Source organism: Streptomyces sp. NPDC057428, from assembly GCF_042803195.1.
GTDB lineage: Bacteria > Actinomycetota > Actinomycetes > Streptomycetales > Streptomycetaceae > Streptomyces.
In genome coordinates, this window is record NZ_JBHVCT010000068.1 from 1 (window position 1) to 17,784 (window position 17,784).

17 protein-coding genes are annotated in these 17,784 nt (G+C 71.1%); 9 read left to right on the forward strand and 8 right to left on the reverse strand.

Annotation, left to right across the window (positions count from 1 at the left end):
• Positions 1-696: RNA-guided endonuclease InsQ/TnpB family protein (locus tag ACFU5K_RS23340; RefSeq protein WP_384064891.1), on the forward strand; the 696-nt coding region annotated here is incomplete at its 5' end.
• A 50-nt stretch (positions 697-746) separates the two neighbouring features.
• Here ACFU5K_RS23340 and ACFU5K_RS23345 read toward each other — a convergent pair.
• Positions 747-1,958, reverse strand: coding sequence for a pyridoxal phosphate-dependent aminotransferase (locus ACFU5K_RS23345; protein WP_384064893.1), 1,212 nt, complete (start codon positions 1,956-1,958; stop codon positions 747-749).
• Positions 1,959-2,045: 87 nt separating this feature from the next.
• Here ACFU5K_RS23345 and ACFU5K_RS23350 point away from each other — a divergent pair, with 87 nt between their 5' ends.
• From ACFU5K_RS23350 to ACFU5K_RS23360, 3 genes are all read left to right on the forward strand, one after another.
• Positions 2,046-2,750, forward strand: a complete 705-nt coding sequence (locus ACFU5K_RS23350) for a winged helix-turn-helix transcriptional regulator (protein WP_384064894.1) — start codon at positions 2,046-2,048, stop codon at positions 2,748-2,750.
• 41 nt (positions 2,751-2,791) lie between these two features.
• Positions 2,792-3,319, forward strand: a complete 528-nt coding sequence (locus tag ACFU5K_RS23355) for a cupin domain-containing protein (RefSeq protein ID WP_384064896.1) — start codon at positions 2,792-2,794, stop codon at positions 3,317-3,319.
• 66 nt (positions 3,320-3,385) lie between these two features.
• Positions 3,386-4,027, forward strand: a complete 642-nt coding sequence (locus ACFU5K_RS23360) for a uridine kinase (protein ID WP_384064898.1) — start codon at positions 3,386-3,388, stop codon at positions 4,025-4,027.
• 167 nt (positions 4,028-4,194) lie between these two features.
• Here ACFU5K_RS23360 and ACFU5K_RS23365 read toward each other — a convergent pair whose 3' ends face one another.
• The 5 genes from ACFU5K_RS23365 to ACFU5K_RS23385 all read right to left on the reverse strand — a co-directional run bounded on the left by ACFU5K_RS23365 (position 4,195) and on the right by ACFU5K_RS23385 (position 8,954).
• Positions 4,195-5,100, reverse strand: coding sequence for a carbohydrate kinase family protein (locus tag ACFU5K_RS23365; protein WP_384064900.1), 906 nt, complete (start codon positions 5,098-5,100; stop codon positions 4,195-4,197).
• On the reverse strand, positions 5,097-6,056 hold the full coding sequence (locus ACFU5K_RS23370; protein ID WP_384064902.1) for a pseudouridine-5'-phosphate glycosidase: 960 nt from the start codon (positions 6,054-6,056) through the stop codon (positions 5,097-5,099). Before ACFU5K_RS23370 ends, ACFU5K_RS23365 begins: the two co-directional genes overlap by 4 nt.
• 70 nt (positions 6,057-6,126) lie before the next feature.
• On the reverse strand, positions 6,127-7,443 hold the full coding sequence (locus tag ACFU5K_RS23375) for an MFS transporter (protein WP_384064904.1): 1,317 nt from the start codon (positions 7,441-7,443) through the stop codon (positions 6,127-6,129).
• Between the two features lie 46 nt (positions 7,444-7,489).
• Positions 7,490-8,035, reverse strand: a complete 546-nt coding sequence (locus tag ACFU5K_RS23380) for a methylated-DNA--[protein]-cysteine S-methyltransferase (protein ID WP_384064906.1) — start codon at positions 8,033-8,035, stop codon at positions 7,490-7,492.
• 46 nt (positions 8,036-8,081) lie between these two features.
• On the reverse strand, positions 8,082-8,954 hold the full coding sequence (locus ACFU5K_RS23385) for a glycerophosphodiester phosphodiesterase (protein WP_384064908.1): 873 nt from the start codon (positions 8,952-8,954) through the stop codon (positions 8,082-8,084).
• A gap of 212 nt (positions 8,955-9,166) precedes the next feature.
• Between ACFU5K_RS23385 and ACFU5K_RS23390 the strand changes: the two genes are divergently transcribed.
• The 5 genes from ACFU5K_RS23390 (at position 9,167) to ACFU5K_RS23410 (ending at position 16,245) form a co-directional block, all read left to right on the forward strand.
• On the forward strand, positions 9,167-10,033 hold the full coding sequence (locus ACFU5K_RS23390) for an MHYT domain-containing protein (protein ID WP_384064910.1): 867 nt from the start codon (positions 9,167-9,169) through the stop codon (positions 10,031-10,033).
• 39 nt (positions 10,034-10,072) lie between these two features.
• Complete coding sequence (gene uvrB, locus ACFU5K_RS23395; protein WP_384064911.1) at positions 10,073-12,193, forward strand: excinuclease ABC subunit UvrB; 2,121 nt, start codon at positions 10,073-10,075, stop codon at positions 12,191-12,193.
• 131 nt (positions 12,194-12,324) lie between these two features.
• Positions 12,325-12,903 (forward strand): TerD family protein, encoded by a 579-nt coding sequence (locus tag ACFU5K_RS23400; RefSeq protein WP_384064912.1) that lies wholly within the window; start codon positions 12,325-12,327, stop codon positions 12,901-12,903.
• A 113-nt stretch (positions 12,904-13,016) separates the two neighbouring features.
• Entirely contained in the window at positions 13,017-14,981 is a 1,965-nt protein-coding gene (locus tag ACFU5K_RS23405) for a TerD family protein (RefSeq protein ID WP_384064913.1), read from the forward strand.
• Between the two features lie 265 nt (positions 14,982-15,246).
• Positions 15,247-16,245: a TerC family protein gene (locus tag ACFU5K_RS23410; protein ID WP_384064914.1), complete on the forward strand. Its 999-nt coding sequence runs from the start codon at positions 15,247-15,249 to the stop codon at positions 16,243-16,245.
• Positions 16,246-16,308: 63 nt separating this feature from the next.
• Here the strand turns inward: ACFU5K_RS23410 and ACFU5K_RS23415 are convergent, their stop codons facing one another.
• Both ACFU5K_RS23415 and ACFU5K_RS23420 read right to left on the reverse strand, forming a co-directional pair.
• On the reverse strand, positions 16,309-16,965 hold the full coding sequence (locus ACFU5K_RS23415) for an MBL fold metallo-hydrolase (protein ID WP_384064916.1): 657 nt from the start codon (positions 16,963-16,965) through the stop codon (positions 16,309-16,311).
• 10 nt (positions 16,966-16,975) lie between these two features.
• Entirely contained in the window at positions 16,976-17,665 is a 690-nt protein-coding gene (locus ACFU5K_RS23420) for a maleylpyruvate isomerase family mycothiol-dependent enzyme (protein ID WP_384064918.1), read from the reverse strand.
• Positions 17,666-17,784 lie beyond the last annotated feature (119 nt).

The following is a 17,784-nucleotide window of genomic DNA, read 5'->3' on the forward strand; positions in this document are numbered from 1 at the left end:
GTGCGCGTGTACCAGGACGGTACCGGGGCGTGGTACGCCAGTTTCGTCGTCGCGGCCGAGAGCGAGCTGCTGCCCGCGACCGGGCGCGTGATCGGTGTCGACCGGGGTGTCAGGGAGACCGCGACCACCACATCCGACGCATACGACCTGCCCCACGCGCAGCACGGCAGGAAGGCGCAGGTGAAGCTGGTTCGTTACGACCGGATGATGGCCCGGCGCAAGCCGGGGAAGGGCCACGCCGGCTCGAAGGGCTGCCGGCACGCGAAGAAGCTCCGCGCCAAGCTGTACAAGAAGGTCGCCGACCAGCGGCAGGACACCTCCCGCAAGTGGGCCAAGAAGGTCGCGGCCGACCACGAAGCGATCGCTGTCGAGGATTTCAAGCCGAAGTTCCTCGCGAAGTCCACCATGGCGAGGAAGGCGGCGGACGCCGCGATCGGCGCGACCAAGCGTGCCCTGATGGAGATGGGCCGCAAGCACGGCCGTGCCGTGCACCTGGTCCACCCCGCGCACACCACGATGGACTGCGCACGGTGCGGAGCGAGAGCCAAGCACGCACTGCCCCTTTCCGAGAGAACGTATACGTGCACCGCGTGCGGAGCTGTCTCGCCCAGAGACAAGAACTCCGCCCGCGTGATGCTCGTCCGGGCTGGTCTCAACCCGGCTGGTGCTGATCTTGTAAGCCCTGCCACCTGCTAGGCGTCAGGCGAAGTGAGCCAGGAATCCCCCTCGTTCACGAGGGGGAGGTTTCAATGGCGGTATCCGTTCAGGAAGCGGCCGATGCGGCTGATCGCCGCGTCCAGGTCGTCGGCGTGCGGCAGGGTGAGGATGCGGAAGTGGTCCGGGCGGGGCCAGTTGAAGCCGGTGCCCTGCACCACCTGGATCTTCTCACGCAGCAGCAGATCGAGTACGAAGCGCTCGTCGTCGACGATGGGGTGCACCTTCGGGTCGATGCGCGGGAACGCGTACAGGGCGCCCTTCGGCTTCACGCACGAGACCCCGGGGATCTCGTTGAGACGCTCCCAGGCCCGGTTGCGCTGTTCGTGGAGCCTGCCGCCCGGTGCGACGAGTTCCCGGATGGACTGGCGGCCGCCGAGCGCGGCCTGGATCGCGTACTGTGCGGGGGCGTTGGGGCACAGTCGCATGGAGGCGAGCGTGGTCAGCCCCTCCAGATAGCTCCTGGCGTGCTGCTGCGGTCCGGACACGACCATCCAGCCCGAGCGGAACCCGGCGACGCGGTACGTCTTGGACAGCCCGCTGAAGGTGAGGCAGAGCAGGTCCGGTGCCAGGACGGCGACGCTGTGGTGCTCGGCGTCGTCGTAGAGGATCTGGTCGTAGATCTCGTCGGCGAAGACCATCAGGCCGTGCCTGCGGGCAAGGTCGAGCATCCCGTCGAGGACCTCGCGGGGGTAGACGGCACCCGTCGGGTTGTTCGGGTTGATGATCACCATGGCCCGGGTGCGGTCGGTGATCTTCGAGGCCATGTCGGCGAGGTCGGGATTCCAGTCCGCCCCCTCGTCGCAGGTGTAGTGGACCGCCCTGCCGCCCGCCAGTGTGGTGACGGCGGCCCAGAGCGGATAGTCGGGGCTCGGGATGAGGATCTCGTCGCCGTCCTCCAGGAGTGCCTGCACCGCCATGGAGATCAGCTCGGACACGCCGTTGCCGAGGAAGATGTCGTCCACGTCGACATCGGCGAGCCCCATCGCCTGGTAGCGCTGGGCCACCGCGCGGCGCGCGGAGAGGATGCCGCGTGAGTCGGTGTAGCCGTGCGCCCGGGGGAGCATCCGGATCATGTCCTGGACGATCTCCTCCGGTGCCTCGAAGCCGAAGAGCGCCGGATTGCCCGTGTTGAGGCGGAGGACGCTGTGGCCCGCCTCCTCCAGTGCGTCGGCCTGCTCGATGACCGGCCCCCGGATCTCGTAACAGACCTCGTCGAGCTTGCTGGACTGCCGGAACTCCATGCGGTGCCTCCCCAACCCTGGATTGCGATACTTGGTTTTACCAAGCTTGGACTTGGAAAGTCCAACAACATGTCTAGACTGCGTCTCATGCCTCGTCAGCAACAGCCCGCACGCCCCGCCCGCCGCCGGAGCTACGACCAGTACTGCGCCGCCGCCCGAGCCCTCGACTCCGTCGGTGACCGCTGGACGCTGCTGATCGTCCGTGAACTGCTGGCGGGCCCACGCCGGTACACCGACCTGCACGCCGACCTGCCCGGAGTGAGCACGGACGTACTGGCATCCAGGCTGAAGGACATGGAGCAGGGTGGCCTCGCCGTGCGCCGCAGGCTCCCGCCTCCGGCAGCGGCCACGGTCTACGAACTGACCGAGCACGGCCGGGGACTGCTCCCGGTCCTCACCGCGCTGGCCCGGTGGGGGGCGCCCGCGCTCGCCGAGCGCCGCCCCACCGATGCGGTCAGGGCGCACTGGTTCGCGCTGCCCCTGCTGCGCGCCCTGGACGGCGTCACGCATCACGGGGTCGTTGAAGTGAGACTGGACGAGGGGGAGTTCCACATCAGTACGGGTGCTCAGGCAACCGGCGGCCAGGCGTACGGCTACGGCCCCGCCGTGCAGCCGGACGCCTGCCTCGCGCTCACCACCGACATCGCCCTGGCCGTCGGGCGCGGCGAACTCACGATCGCCGAGGCGGTACGGGACGGTGGTGCGCAGGTGTCCGGAGACGGCCCCCTCGCCGCCGAACTCCGGGTCGGCCGAAGCAGCGCTCCTGACACGCCGAGCCCAACTCGCCTGTAGCGTGTGGGCGTTCATCGGGCGCGGATGCTGAGGAGTCGTTCATGGAGTTCGGCGGGACGATCGGTGCGAAGAGCGGGAGCGGTGCGAAGAAGTGGCGGGCGGGACGCAGGGCCCTGCCCGTCGGTGCGTGTGTCGGCGTCCTCGGACTGCTGCCGACGGCCGCGGTCGCCACACCGGGCAGCGGGGTGAGTGCCACGGTCGTGGCCGTCGGCACGTCCCAGGGCAAGCTCAAGGTGAAGACACCGAAGGGCCGCACCGACGTGACCTTCAGGGAGATCACCGTGGCGCCCGGCGGATCCACCGGCTGGCACACCCACAGCGGTCAGCTGATCGCTGTCGTCAAGTCCGGGACGCTGACCAGGACCCTCGACGACTGCTCCGTCGAGGTGACTCCCGCGGGAACGTCCTTCATCGAGCCGTCCGGCACCCGCCACCGGCACATCGGGCGCAACCTCGGGACGGAGCCTGTCGTCCTGTGGGTGACCTATCTCCTTCCCGAGGGCAGCGCTCTGTCCGACGACGCGGACGCGGTCGACTGTCCTGCCGCCCGGGGCGCGTCCGCCGGCTGAGCCTCACCGGCCGGAGGTGCGCGAGATCCATACGCATCATGTGCGGCAGGGGGCGATGATGCGTACGTGCGATTTGAACCCATCACCTGGGAAAGGCTGGCCGGCACCCTGGCCGCCCACGCAGACGGACTGGAACCGGCCGACGGCGGGTCCTGGTTGCGGATCGGGGTCGACGGAGCGCCGGCGGCTCGCCCGGAGGAGCCCGCCGGGCGCCTGGCCGAGGTGCTGCGCTCCCTCGGGCGCCCCGTGCTCACCGTCTCCACCGGCGGCTTCCTGCGGCCGGCCAGCCTGCGCTACGAGTACGGCAAGGAGGACCCCGATTCGTACGCCGACGGATGGTTCGACACCGGCGCGCTGTGGCGCGAGGTGTTCCGGCCGCTGGAGGCGGGCGGCAGCGGACGCGTGCTGCCCGACCTCTGGGACCCCGTCACCGACCGGGCGACCCGCAGTCCGTACCGCGAACTGCCCGAGGGCGGCGTGCTGGTCCTGCACGGCCCGCTGATCCTCGGCCAGTGGTTCCCCTTCGACCTCGGCATCCATCTGAGCCTCTCCCCGGGTGCGCTGCGACGGCGCACCCCGGAGGGCGAACGGTGGACGCTGCCCGCCTTCGCCCGGTACGACGACGAGGTCGCACCGGCCGCCCGCGCGGACGTCGTGGTACGCGCCGACGACCCGGGGCGCCCGGCGTGGACCGGGCTCGGCGGGTGACTAGTGCCCCTCCCGGCAAGCTTTGCCCCGTCGCGCCGCCCAGCACGCACGCTCGCTGCGTTGGCCAAAAGCCCTGGTAGCTCCGCTACAAGGACTTCCGGCCGCCTTGCGATCGCACGCACCCGCCGACGCTCCTACCGGGCAGACATTGCCGGTCGCGGCACTAGCTAGGAGGGTCGCGGCCCCGGGCGCCCACCCACCGTGGCGACGGCTTCGGCCCCGGCCCGGCAGCCCGTCCCGGCCGCCGTGACCTCGTCCGCCCCCGCGACGAGGGCCGCAAGGAATGCCCCGGTGAAGGCGTCGCCCGCCCCCGTCGAATCGACCGGCACCGCACCCGGCGCTGCGGGCACCCGCGCGGTCACCGCGCCGCCGGACGCCAGCACGACCCCCCGGTCCCCGAGCGTGACGGCCACACGGGCGACGTGACGGCTCAGCTTGGCCGCCGCGTCCGCGGGGTCCGCCAGCCCGGTCAGCTCACGGGCCTCGTCCGCGTTGGGCAGCAGCAGGTCCACACCGCCGACCAGATCGAGGAACGCCCCCGCGCCCAGCTCCGCCAGGAAGCCCGCGGACGCCGGGTCCACACTCGCCGGCACGTCCCGGCGGCGCGCCTCACGCAGGGCCAGCAGCGCCGTCGTCCGGCTGGGCTCCGCGAACAGCAGGTAACCGGAGACGTGGAGGCGGGCCACACCGTCGAGCAGCGCCGGGGACCAGTCGTCCGGACACAGGCGCAGGACCGCGCCGCTGTCGGTGAGGAAGGTGCGCTCGGCCGAGGAGTCGACGAGGGCCACCACAGTGCCGGTCGGCACCTCGGTGTCCACGGCCAGCAGCGGGCACACGCCCGCCTTCCGCAGCACCTCCCGGTGCCAGGACGCCGACTCGGCCCCGGCGCGGGCGAGCAGGCGCACGCTCCGGCAGCCTGAACGCACCGCCCAGCAGGCCGCGTTCGCACCCGCGCCACCGGGCAGTGTCGTGATCCGCGCGGGCGTGTCCGTGCCGTGGACCGGCACGCAGGCGTGCCGGACGACCACATCGTTGACCACCTCCCCGACGACGAGCAGCGCGCCGCCGGTCACCGCGCAGCCGCCACGGCGATCCGTGCGGCCAGCCGCACGTTCCCGCGTACGGCAGCGAGATTGGCCTCCAGGGAGGCGCCGCCGGTCTCCCGCATCAGGTACTCCAGGAGGAACGGGGTGACGGCCTGCCCCGTGACGCCCTTGCTGCGGCAGGCGTCCAGGGCGCGCGCGAGCACCCGGTCGTGCAGCTCCGGATCCAACTGATCCTTCCCCGGCACCGGATTGGCGACGATCAGCGAGGCCTGCGCGCCGCCGAGTTCCTCCCGGGCCCGCATCACGTCCGCCACCTCCTGCGGCGTGCGAACCGTCCAGTCGACCGGCTCGCCGGAACTGCTCAGGTAGAAGCCGGGGAAGTACTCCGTGCCGTAACCGAGCACACCCACGCCGAGCGTCTCCAGGCGCTGAAGGGTGGCGGGCACGTCCAGGACCGACTTCACACCCGAGCACACCACCGTGATGCCGGTACGTGCGAGGAGGCGGAGGTCGGCGGACTCGTCCTGCGTCTGCGCCCACTCCCGGTGCACACCACCCAGTCCGCCGGTGGCGAAGACACGCAGGCCCGCCCGGGCCGCGAGGAACGCCGTCGCCGACACGGTGGTCGCCCCGCTCGCGCCCAGTGCCAGGGCCGGTGCGAGGTCGCGGTGACCCAGCTTGCGCACGTCAGGGTCCACGGCGACCCGCTCCAACTGGGCTGCGGTCAGACCCAGGTGCGCCCGGCCGTCCAGTACGGCGACCGTGGCCGGCACGGCTCCTGCCCCGCGCACGTCTTCCTCCAGCTCCTTCGCGACCCGGAGGTTGCGGGGGCGTGGCAGACCGTGCGCGATGATCGTCGACTCCAGGGCGACGACGGGTGCGCCCGCGCCGAGGGCCTCGCGCACCTCGGCGGAGAGCAACGGGGCGTAACCGCCGGTCTCCTGCTGATTCGACGCCGTCGATGACGATGGGTTCAGAGGCATGCCCCATCCCTGTCGCAGGCGTCCCGGCCGCAAACCCGCACGGCCGGGACGTTGGCGAACCGCCCGGGTGTCAGGCCTTCGCGGAGTCCCTGGCAGGCCGCCCGAGCGACCTGCGCAGCGCCAGCGCGGCCATCGGCAGGAGGAGACAGGCGGCGGCCGCGTTGAGCCAGCCGTACCCCAGCCGGGAGACGATCACCCCGGCCAGGGCGCCGCCCACACCCGCCGCCGTGTTCATCGTGAGGTCGGAGAGCCCCTGCACGGCTGCCCGCGCGGCCTGCGGCACGGAGTCCGTGAGCAGCGCCGAGCCGGCGACCAGCCCCGCGGACCAGCCGAGGCCGAGGACGAACAGGCCGGCGGCCGTCCGGGCGTGACCGTCGCCCGACGTGCCTGCCAGCAGGGCCGCGCAGCACAGCAGGCCGGCGGCCAGCCCGATCACGGCCAGCCGTCCGACACGGTCGGCGAGGCGTCCCATGACGGGGGAGAAGGCGTACATCCCCGCGATGTGCCCGCTGATCACCAGACCGATCAGCTGGATGTCCGCGCCGTGGTGCCCGAGGTGGACAGGGGTCATGACCATGATGGAGACCATCGCGGTGTGGGACACGGCGACGGTCACCAGGGCCAGCCTCGCCATCGGGGAGGCGCGGACCGCCGCGACGCCCGCCCGCAGCGAACGGTTCGCGGCGGTCGCCGTGTCCTTGGGGGCGAGTGCGCGGGCTGTCAGCAGCGGGTCCGGGCGCAGCAGCACGGCGACCAGGACGCCGGTGATCAGGAAGATGCCCGACGCCCAGGCGAAGGGGCCCGCCGCCTCCGGCACGAAGGTGTCCCTGAAGACGTGGCTCGCCGGGGCGGCGATGTTGGGGCCCAGCACCGAACCGATCGTGGTGGCCCAGATGACGGTGGCGATCGCCCGGCCCCGCCGGTCCGGCTCCGCGAGGTCGGCCGCCGCGAACCTGGCCTGGAGGTTGGCCGAAGAGCCGGCCCCGAAACCGGCCATCCCGAGCAGCAGCAGCGGGAAACTGCCCATGACGGTGGCGGTCACCACCAGGAGGGCCCCGGCCGACCCCACCAGGTAGGCCAGGACGAGCCCCGGGCGCCTTCCCCGCGACGCCATCAGGGCGGCCAGCGGCAGCGACAGGAGGGCCGTGCCCGTCACGGACGCGGTGGGCGCGAGCCCCGACAAGGCCTCGGAACCGCTCACCTCGGACGCCAGGACCGGGGCGAGGGCGATACCGACGGCCACGCCGAGGCCGCCGAGTATCTGACTGCCGATGAGCACGGCTGAGGTGCGGCGCTGCAACGCGGGCAGATCGGCGGCGGTGATCCGGGAGGGAGGAGAGGCTGTCGTCACCGCCGCAGTGTGCCAGCTCGCACCCGCGTGCGACATCGGCCCGGGGATCCCTGGCCCCGAGTGCCGCGGTACCGGGCCGGGCTCAGAACAGCGGCTGCGGGAGCACGCCCTCGATCGCCAGCAGCTGCCGCTTCGTCTCCAGGCCACCGCCGAACCCGCCGAGCCCTCCGTCGCTCTCCACCACCCGGTGGCACGGCACCACCACCGGCAGCGGGTTGGATCCCATGGCGGCCCCCACGGCCTGTGCCCCGTCGGGCCGGCCGACCCGGGCGGCCAGGTCTCCGTACCCCACGACCGCCCCGTACGGCACGCCGGAGGCCAGCTCACGGAGCACCTCACGGTGGAAGCCGGAGGTCAGCGACCAGTCCAGCGGGAGCGAGAACTCCCGCAGGTCCCCGGAGAAGTACGCGGCGAGCTGGCGCACGGGTCCGGCCAGCAGGTCGGAGTCCGGCGCCCGGACGGGCTCCGCGCCCAGCCGCGTGCGCAGCTGCGCGAGCGCCTTGTCCCGGGCGGCCGGGCGCGCGTGGAAGGCCACGGTCACCAGCCCCGCCTGGGTCGCGGCGAGCAGGAGGGGCCCGATGGCGCTCGGCACGACGGACCACTCCACGACCTGCTCGCTGCTCTCCATGGACCAACCGTACGGCCGGCCACCGACAACGCCCCGGGGCGTGCGTTCAGCGGGTGGCGTCCCGGACGACGTCCGGGTTGTTCGTGATGATGCCGTCCACGCCGAAACCGGCCACCTCCGTGGCCTTCCCCGCGTCGTTCACCGTCCAGGTGTTCACCCGCATCGGTTTGCCGTGGGCGCCCTTCAGCCGCTGTACGGCGGCGACGTAATCGGCGCCGATCGTCGTGTACGACGGATTGATCTGGTCCGTGAACGTCGCGTACGACGGGAGATCGGCCACCGCCGGGGTGCCGAGGAAGCCGGTGACGACGTCGGGGCGCTGCGCGTGGACAGTCTTCACACTCTCTGCACCGAAGCTCTGGATCACCAGCCGCTGCCGGACGTGACCGGGGTCCAGCCACCCTTCCTCCCGCAGGACGCGCAGCGTCCCCCTCTCGATCCCCGGGTGGGTCTCCGGGCTCTTGATCTCAAGGAGCAGCTTCTGGCGGTTGCGTTCGACGCGGTGCAGGTACCGGGCGAGGGTGGGCACCCCGGCACCCGCGAACCGGGGGCCGAACCAGCTGCCCGCGTCCAGCCTCGCGATCTCCGCCGCGGTGAAGTCCCCGACCGCCCAGGGCGCACGGCCCGGGAAGACCTCCTCGGCGTCCGTGGTCCTGCTCAGGGTCGTGTCGTGCATGACGACCGGCACGCCGTCCTTCGTGAGCTGCACGTCGTTCTCCACCCAGTCGATGCCCAGGGCGTCGGCGGCGTCGACGGCCGCCAGGGTGTTCTCCGGGGCGTAGGCGGACGCACCCCGGTGCGCGAAGACCTCCGGGGCGCTCCCGGCGGCCGATGCCTGCCCCTGGGCGGGCGGCAGCGATACGCAGACGCCGAGCATGGCGGCCACGGCAGTCGAGGCGGCTGCTGTGCGTACGGACACGTGCACTCCTCGCGTCGGGACATGGGTATGCGGAACATGCCGACCGCCCCCGACGGGCGACAGAACGATGATGGTCATGATGTGAACGGATTGTCGCGACGGGAACCGGAGCGCCTCCGAGGGCGGATAAAATGCCGTTCTTATGTTTGCTTGCCGGGCCTTGCCCTTTAGGGTCACCCCCGAACCCGGGCCACCGCGAAGGGCGTACACGAATGCAGGGCACAGTTGACGGATTCACCTACGGCCTAGTGACACCGGTGACGGCATTCGTCATGGCGTGCCTGGGCGCGGCCCTCGGTCTGCGCTGCACCACGCGGTCCCTGCGCACGCGCGGCGTCGCCAGAGCCGGCTGGCTGGCCCTCGGCGCGACGTCCATCGGCTCAGGCATCTGGACGATGCACTTCATCGCGATGCTGGGCTTCAGCGTCCAGGAGGCGCCGGTGAGCTACGACCGGCCCCTGACCTACGCGAGCCTCGCCGTGGCGATCCTCATGGTCGGCATCGGCATCTTCCTCGTCGGCTACCGGGGTGCGACGCGCATGGCGCTGGTCACCGGCGGGACGATCACCGGCCTCGGTGTCGCCTCGATGCACTACCTCGGCATGGCCGGGATGAACTTCGACGGCGAGTTCGCCTACGACACCCTCACCGTCTCGCTCTCCGTCGTCATCGCCGTGGTCGCCGCGACAGCGGCCCTGTGGGCGGCCGTCTCCATCCACGGCTTCCTCCCCAGCCTCGGCGCCAGCGTGGTCATGGGCGTGGCGGTGAGCGGCATGCACTACACCGGCATGGCCGCCCTCGTGGTCCATCTGCACCCCGGAGCCGCACAGGCACCACCCGGCGAGGCGCCGACCTCGCTGCTCCCGATGATGGTCGGGCCCGGCTGCTTCCTGCTGCTGGCGGCCGTGGTCGTGATGATCGACCCCCTCATGGTGACCGGCGGCCCCGAAGAGACCGCCCGGCCGGCGTACGCGCCCCGGCGCGGCGGGCACATGACGTCGATCCCCGTCCAGCGCAGCCGCCCGCGCCCCTACGAGACCGCCTCGCGCAGGGAGTACCGGCAGCCGCGCGAGCGCTGATCCGCCGCCGTTGTCGGTGGGTGGCCGTACCGTGGATGCATGCGGCCAGTCTCGAAGATCGAACGTTCTGTGGCGCCTTTCGAGGTCGTCAGTCCCTACCAGCCCAGCGGTGACCAGCCCGCGGCCATCGCGGAGCTGGACCGGCGCGTGCGTGCGGGCGAGAAGGACGTGGTCCTCCTCGGCGCGACGGGCACGGGCAAGTCGGCCACGACCGCCTGGATGATCGAGAAGCTGCAGCGCCCCACCCTGGTCATGGCGCCGAACAAGACGCTCGCCGCGCAGCTGGCCAACGAGTTCCGCGAGCTCCTCCCGAACAACGCGGTGGAGTACTTCGTCTCGTACTACGACTACTACCAGCCCGAGGCGTACGTCCCGCAGTCGGACACCTACATCGAGAAGGACTCCTCGATCAACGAGGAGGTCGAGCGGCTGAGGCACTCCGCCACCAACTCGCTGCTCACCCGGCGCGACGTCGTCGTCGTCGCCTCCGTCTCGTGCATCTACGGCCTCGGCACCCCCCAGGAGTACGTGGACCGGATGGTCCAGCTCAAGGTCGGCGACGAGGTCGACCGCGACGCGCTGCTGCGCCGCTTCGTCGAGATCCAGTACACCCGCAACGACCTCGCGTTCACCCGCGGCACCTTCCGGGTCCGCGGCGACACCATCGAGATCTTCCCGGTGTACGAGGAGCTCGCCGTCCGCATCGAGATGTTCGGCGATGAGATCGAGGCGCTGTCGACCCTTCACCCGCTCACCGGCGAGGTCATCAGCGAGGACCGGTCGCTCCACGTCTTCCCCGCCAGCCACTACGTCGCGGGCCCCGAGCGCATGGAGAAGGCGGTCACCGGCATCGAGCAGGAGCTGGAGCAGCGCCTCGCCGAGCTGGAGAAGCAGGGCAAGATGCTGGAGGCCCAGCGGCTGCGCATGCGCACCACGTACGACATCGAGATGCTGCGCCAGATCGGCACCTGCTCCGGTGTCGAGAACTACTCGATGCACTTCGACGGCCGTCTCCCGGGCACCGCCCCCAACACCCTCCTCGACTACTTCCCCGAGGACTTCCTCCTTGTCCTGGACGAGTCGCACGTGACCGTGCCGCAGATCGGAGCGATGTACGAGGGCGACGCCTCCCGTAAGCGGACCCTCGTCGACCACGGCTTCCGGCTGCCGTCGGCCCTGGACAACCGCCCCCTGAAGTGGGAGGAGTTCCTCGGCCGGATCAACCAGACGGTGTACCTCTCCGCGACCCCCGGCAAGTACGAACTCTCCCGCGGCGACGGGTTCGTCGAGCAGATCATCCGGCCCACCGGGCTCGTCGACCCGGAGGTCGTGGTCAAGCCCACCGAGGGCCAGATCGACGACCTGGTGCACGAGATCCGCAAGCGGACCGAGAAGGACGAGCGGGTCCTGGTCACCACCCTCACGAAGAAGATGTCCGAGGACCTCACCGACTACTTCCTCGAACTCGGCATCCAGGTCCGCTACCTCCACAGCGACGTCGACACGCTTCGCCGCATCGAGCTGCTGCGCGAGCTGCGCTCCGGCGAGTACGACGTCCTGGTCGGCATCAACCTCCTGCGTGAGGGCCTCGACCTGCCGGAGGTGTCGCTCGTGGCCATCCTCGACGCCGACAAGCAGGGCTTCCTGCGTTCGGGGACCTCGCTGATCCAGACCATCGGGCGCGCCGCCCGTAACGTCTCGGGGCAGGTCCACATGTACGCCGACAAGATCACCCCGGCGATGGCGCAGGCGATCGACGAGACCAACCGGCGCCGTGAGAAGCAGATCGCCTACAACACCGAGCGCGGCGTCGACCCGCAGCCGCTCCGGAAGAAGATCAACGACATCGTGGCCTCCATCGCCCGCGAGGAGGTCGACACCGAGCAGCTGCTCGGCACCGGCTACCGGCAGGCGAAGGACACCAAGGCGCCCGTCCCTTCACTCGGCGGCAAGGCGGCCGCGGGGGGCAAGGCGAAGAAGGGTGCCGCGGCGGTCACGGACCGCCCCGCCGCAGAGCTCGCGGGGATCATCGAGGAGATGACCGACCGGATGCGTGCGGCCGCCGCCGACCTGCAGTTCGAGGTGGCCGCGCGCCTGCGGGACGAGGTGGGCGAGCTGAAGAAGGAGCTGCGTCAGATGAGGGAGGCGGGGCTGGCCTGACCGGTGGGATCCGCAGTGTTGCAGGACCGACACAGAAACGGCCTACCACTGCTTCTCGCCCCGGTGGACTGGCTAGGGTGCGGGGACGCCGCACACCGACGGTTGCGGGGCAAGCGGAGAGGGGACAGCGCGTGACGGTCAACATGACCAAGGGCCAGGCCATCAGCCTGCAGAAGAGCGACGGGGGGACCCTGACCGCGGTACGGATGGGGCTCGGCTGGCAGGCGGCCCCGCGCCGCGGGCTGTTCGGTTCGCGCACCCGGGAGATCGATCTGGACGCCTCGGCGGTGCTCTTCGCCGACAAGCAGCCCGTGGATGTCGTGTTCTTCCGCCACCTCGTCAGCGATGACGGTTCCGTCAAGCACACCGGCGACAACCTGGTCGGCGGCGCCGGCTCGGGCGGGGACGACGAGGCCATCCTGGTCGATCTCCAGCGGGTCCCGGTCCACATCGACCAGATCGTATTCACGGTGAACTCCTTCACAGGCCAGACGTTCCAGGAGGTGCGACACGCCTTCTGTCGCATCGTCGACGAGACCAACGGCCAGGAACTCGCCCGGTACACGCTCGACGGCGGTGGCCAGTACACGGCCCAGATCATGGCAAAGGTGCACCGCGCCGGTGCCGGATGGCAGATGACCGCTCTGGGCAACCCCGCCAACGGCCGGACCTTCCAGGACCTGATGCCGGCGATCCTGCCGCACCTGTAGGCCCGCGGGGCGCACCCGGCCCTCACATCCGTACGAGCAGCTCCCGGAGGCCACGGCCGCCGGGAGCTGCGCCCATGGCAGGGCTCCACATCGAACGTCGAGGGGACAGGGCAATGACGGCCGAGCTGGTCCGGGGGCAGAATCACGCCTTGCCCCAGACGCGCCTGGAGATCAGGGTGTCGGCGGGCTCGCCCGTCGTCGCCGGGGCCACGCTCGGGGACGAGCGGGGCACGGTCCGGAGCGTCGAGTGGATCGCCCATCCAGGCTCGCACCGGCTGCCCGGGCTGGAGGTGTCGCAGCAGGCGGCGGCCGACCACCGGCTGGCCGTCGATCTCGACGCCTTGCCGGAGGCGGTGCACCGCGTCACCGTGCTCCTGGCGCTGCCCGTCGGGGCCGGACGGCCCGGCCGGTTCGGCGCCGTCGCCGCGCCGTTCGTCGCCGTCACGGGGCTCGACGGCACGGAGATCGCGACGTTCACCCTCACGGGACTGGACACCGAGTCCGCCGTGACCGCCATCGAGCTCTACCGCCGCCAGGGCCTCTGGAAGGTCCGTGCCGTCGGCCAGGGATACGCCGCGGGACTCGCCGAGATGCTCGCCGACCAGGGCCTCCCCGAGGCGGCGGAGCTGGCCGCCTCGATACAGGAGGCGGTCGCCTCCGGGCTCGCCCGCTCCCTGGCGCCCCCGCCCCGCACCCCGGACGGTGAGCGGGTGCGCCACCCCGCGGGGCCTCCGCCTGCCGCAGGCGATGTTCCGGCCCCCGTCCCGCCGCCCGCCCCGGCACCTGTCCCGCTGCCCGCCCCGGCCCCCGGCACACCGGACGACCGCACGCCCCCGCAGGGCCCCGACACGGCCGGCGGGCCCATCGACTACGCGCACCCCCGCCGCCAGCACTCCGCCCCGCCGCCTCCTGCGACCGCGCCACCGGCCGCACCCGGACAGCCCGCGCAGCCCGTCGCCGGCGACGCGACGGGCTGGTCCATGGACGAGCGCCTCTACAACCAGATCTGGGGGATGTTCGAGGATCTCGCCCGCGCGGTCGCCGCCCACCGCAGCGCCGTCGACTTCGCCGAGTCCCGCATGGACCAGGAGCTGGAACGCACCCTCTCCGACCCACGCAGCCGCATCGGGGGGACGGGTGACCGGGCCCGCGCCGAAGCCATGGCCAAGCGCGACGCGCTGACCACCCGGGCCCGCGAGGCGCTCGACCGCGACCTCGCTCAGCTGGCCGCCGAGTCGGCGGTCGTGGAGCCGGCCCTGCCGGCCGCCTACGCGGGATGGGACAACCCGGTCTGGCACGGCTACCGCGTCCCCATGGAGATCCCGATGGCACTGCGCATCGGCGACCTCCACCTTCCCGAGCGCACCGACCTGCGCATCCCACTGCTGGTGCGCCTGCCCCTGGAGCGGGGGATCTGGGTCGACAGCGGCCGTACCGCCTCCGAAGCGGCCGCAGCCACGGGCGGGGACCAGTTGCGCAGGCTCGCGATGGAGACCGCGGTCTCACTGGCGGCGCGGCTCCTCGCCGTCTATCCCGCCCACGAGTTCTCCGTCCACGTCATCGACCCGGCGGGGTCCGCCGCCGGCGCTCTCGCGCCCCTGGTCTCATCGGGCGCCCTCGACGGGCCGCCCGCCGCCGGCCCGGGAGGCGTGTCCTCGGTCCTCGCCCAGCTCACCCGGCGCGTGGATCTGGTGCAGATGGCGATCCGGGCCGGTGCCGCCGACTCGCTGCCGCCGGACCTGGACCCCGGCGAGCAACTGCTGATCGTCAACGACTTCCCGCACGGTTTCAACGACCGGGCCGTCACCCAACTGCGATATCTCGCGGACGAGGGCCCCTCGGTGGGCGTGCACCTGATGATGGTGGCCGACCGGGAGGACGCCCGCGCCTACGGACCGGTGCTCGACCCCTTGTGGCGTTCCCTGCTGCGCATCACTCCCGTGGCCGACGACCATCTCGCCGACCCCTGGGTGGGGCACGCCTGGACGTACGAGCCGCTCGGAACCCCTCAGGGCAGCCGTGTCCTGGAACAGGTCCTCGCGCTGGTGGCGGCGGCCCGGCGCGACGGCCGACGCTGAGGAGCGATCCCTACAGCCGGTCAGGCCTCACCGGCCGCTGACCAGGCTCCTTGATCACGACTTGGTGCGGACTTTACCGTTTCTTGGTGCTTCCTGTACTGTTCTTGGTGCGGAGGGGAGTACTCCCGATCGCGGCGTTCCCGTCAGTACGGACTGTGACCGGTCCCGGGGCGCCGGCCCGGCGCGCAGCCCGCGCGCCCGGGTGGAAGAGACCTCCGGCAGCGACGACGCTGATCTATAGCCGTAGCGAACTGCCGGAGGCGCAGTGGACGTTTCATGGACTCTCTGGGTGCTGACCATTCTCGGTCTGAGTGCCCTCATCGCCGTCGACTTCTTCATCGGGCGCAAGCCCCATGACGTGTCGACCAAGGAAGCCGGAATCTGGACCGTCGTCTGGATCGCGCTGGCGGCCCTCTTCGGACTCGGCCTGCTGGTCTTCGGCGAGAGTCAGGCCTCGGGCGAGTTCTTCGCCGGCTTCATCACCGAGAAGTCGCTCAGTGTCGACAACCTCTTCGTCTTCGTCCTGATCATGGCGAAGTTCTCGGTGCCCTCCCACCTGCAGCAGCGGGTACTCCTGATCGGTGTGCTGATCGCCCTGGTCCTGCGTGCGATCTTCATCGCCGCCGGCGCCGCGGTCATCGCCAACTTCTCGTGGGTCTTCTACATCTTCGGCGCGTTCCTGATCTACACCGCCTGGAAGCTGATCCAGGAGGCGCGGGCCGACGACGAGGAAGAGGAGTTCGAGGAGAACCGGCTCCTGAAGTCGATCGAGCACCGCTTCGGTGTCGCCGACAGGTACCACGGGACCAAGCTCTTCATCCGGAACAACGGCAAGCGCGTCATGACCCCGCTCATGGTGGTCATGCTCGCCATCGGCACCACCGATGTGCTCTTCGCGCTCGACTCCATCCCCGCGATCTTCGGCCTGACCCAGGACCCGTACATCGTGTTCACCGCCAACGCCTTCGCGCTGATGGGCCTGCGTCAGCTGTACTTCCTCATCGGCGGTCTGCTGAAGAAGCTGGTCCACCTCAGCTACGGCCTGTCGGTGATCCTCGGATTCATCGGGGTCAAGCTGGTGCTGCACGCACTGCACGAGTCCGGGGTGCACGTCCCGGAGATCTCGATCCCGTTCTCCCTCACCGTCATCTGCGGCGTCCTGGTGGTCACCACGATCACCAGCCTGATCGCCACCAGGAGGAAGACGGCGGCCGAGGAGGCCGCCAAGGAGGACGGCAACGAGAACGTCGGCGCGCGGAAGTAGCGCCGGGCGGACAAGCCGACGGCCGGGCCCCTGGGGGCCCGGCCGTCCGGCGTTCCCGTTGCTTCACCAGCCGCGCTTGCGCCACTTCGGCAGGTGCGGCCGCTCGGCTCCGAGCGTCGTGTCGTGCCCGTGCCCCGGGTAGACCCACGTCTCGTCCGGCAGCCGGTCGAAGAGCTTGGTCTCCACGTCGTGGAGCAGGCTCGCGAACGCCTCGGGATCCTTGTGCGTGTTGCCGAGCCCGCCGGGGAACAGGCAGTCCCCGGTGAAGAGGTGCGGGGCGCCGTGCGGATCGTCGTAGACCAGCGCGATGGAACCCGGGGTGTGCCCGGTCAGGTGCCTGGCGGTCAGCGAGACGGTGCCCACCCGGATCGTGCCACCGTCCTCGACCGGCTCGTCGGTCGGGACGGGGATGCCCTCCGCGTCGTACCTCCCGGCGTACGTACGTGCTCCGGTCGCGGCCACCACTTCGGCGAGGGCCTGCCAGTGGTCGCCGTGCCGGTGCGTCGTCACGACGGAGGCGATGCCGTCCTCCCCGATCAGGCGCAGCAGGATCGGGGCCTCCGCGGCGGCGTCGATCAGGAGCTGCTCACCCGTGTTCCGGCAGCGCAGCAGATACGCGTTGTTGTTCATCGGTCCGACGGCGACCTTCGAGATCATCAGATCCGTCAGTTCGTGCACATCCGCGGGTCCGCCGACCCTGACCGCTCCGCTGTACGTCATGTGACGAAGCCTATAGCGGAGGCAGTGCGGGGAGGCTGCCGCCTTCGGTGGTGAGCGCGGAGCCGTCGCGGCGCCCGCAGAGCCAGCCGAGGATGTCCGTCGCGCTGCCCCGGACCGTGACCGCGGGGCCGTCTGCGCCGCCACCGGTGGTCCAGATCCGGCCGTCCTCGGTGACCGCGGTCGTGGAAACGACACCGGGGTGCCCGGCGAACCGCTCCGCGAGGAAGTCGTTCTCCCGGATCACGAACTCCTCCGGCAGGTCCTCCAGCTCGTAGCCCGCCCCGAGGTCGACGTGGTGCAGCTCGACCTCCACCCACCTCCTGAAGGGGATCCGGGAGGCGGAGTCCGTCACGCCGTTGCGCAGCGTGACCGTACGCGACCAGTCGGCCGGCGTGGCGGCGGCGGCCAGGAAGGCCCCGCCGCTCCCGCGCAGATCGGCGAGCTGCTCCTCGAGCGGACGGGGCGCGTCCCTCTCGATGTCCGCGTCCCGGGTTTCGCTGTTCGCGTACATCGGACGCCCCTGGAGAACATTTACGAGGGCGTCGGCGTTACGTGACAGGTGGGCAAGAACATGGCCGCGGCTCCAGCCCGGCAGTCGTGAGGCTCCGGCAAGGAATCCGTCGTCCGTCTTGCCCGTGGCACTGAGCAGCCGATCGGTCGCTTCACGTACAGCTTCCAGGTCACGCGCATGGTCGATCATGCGCCGAGCGTAACCTTCGACACTCGTTCGGGTGAAGGTGTCTGCGGTCGTCCGTAAATCGAATGTGCGTGCTATACGCTCGGAGTCGAAAGCTTCATACATCGCTGTGGCGCCCCCCA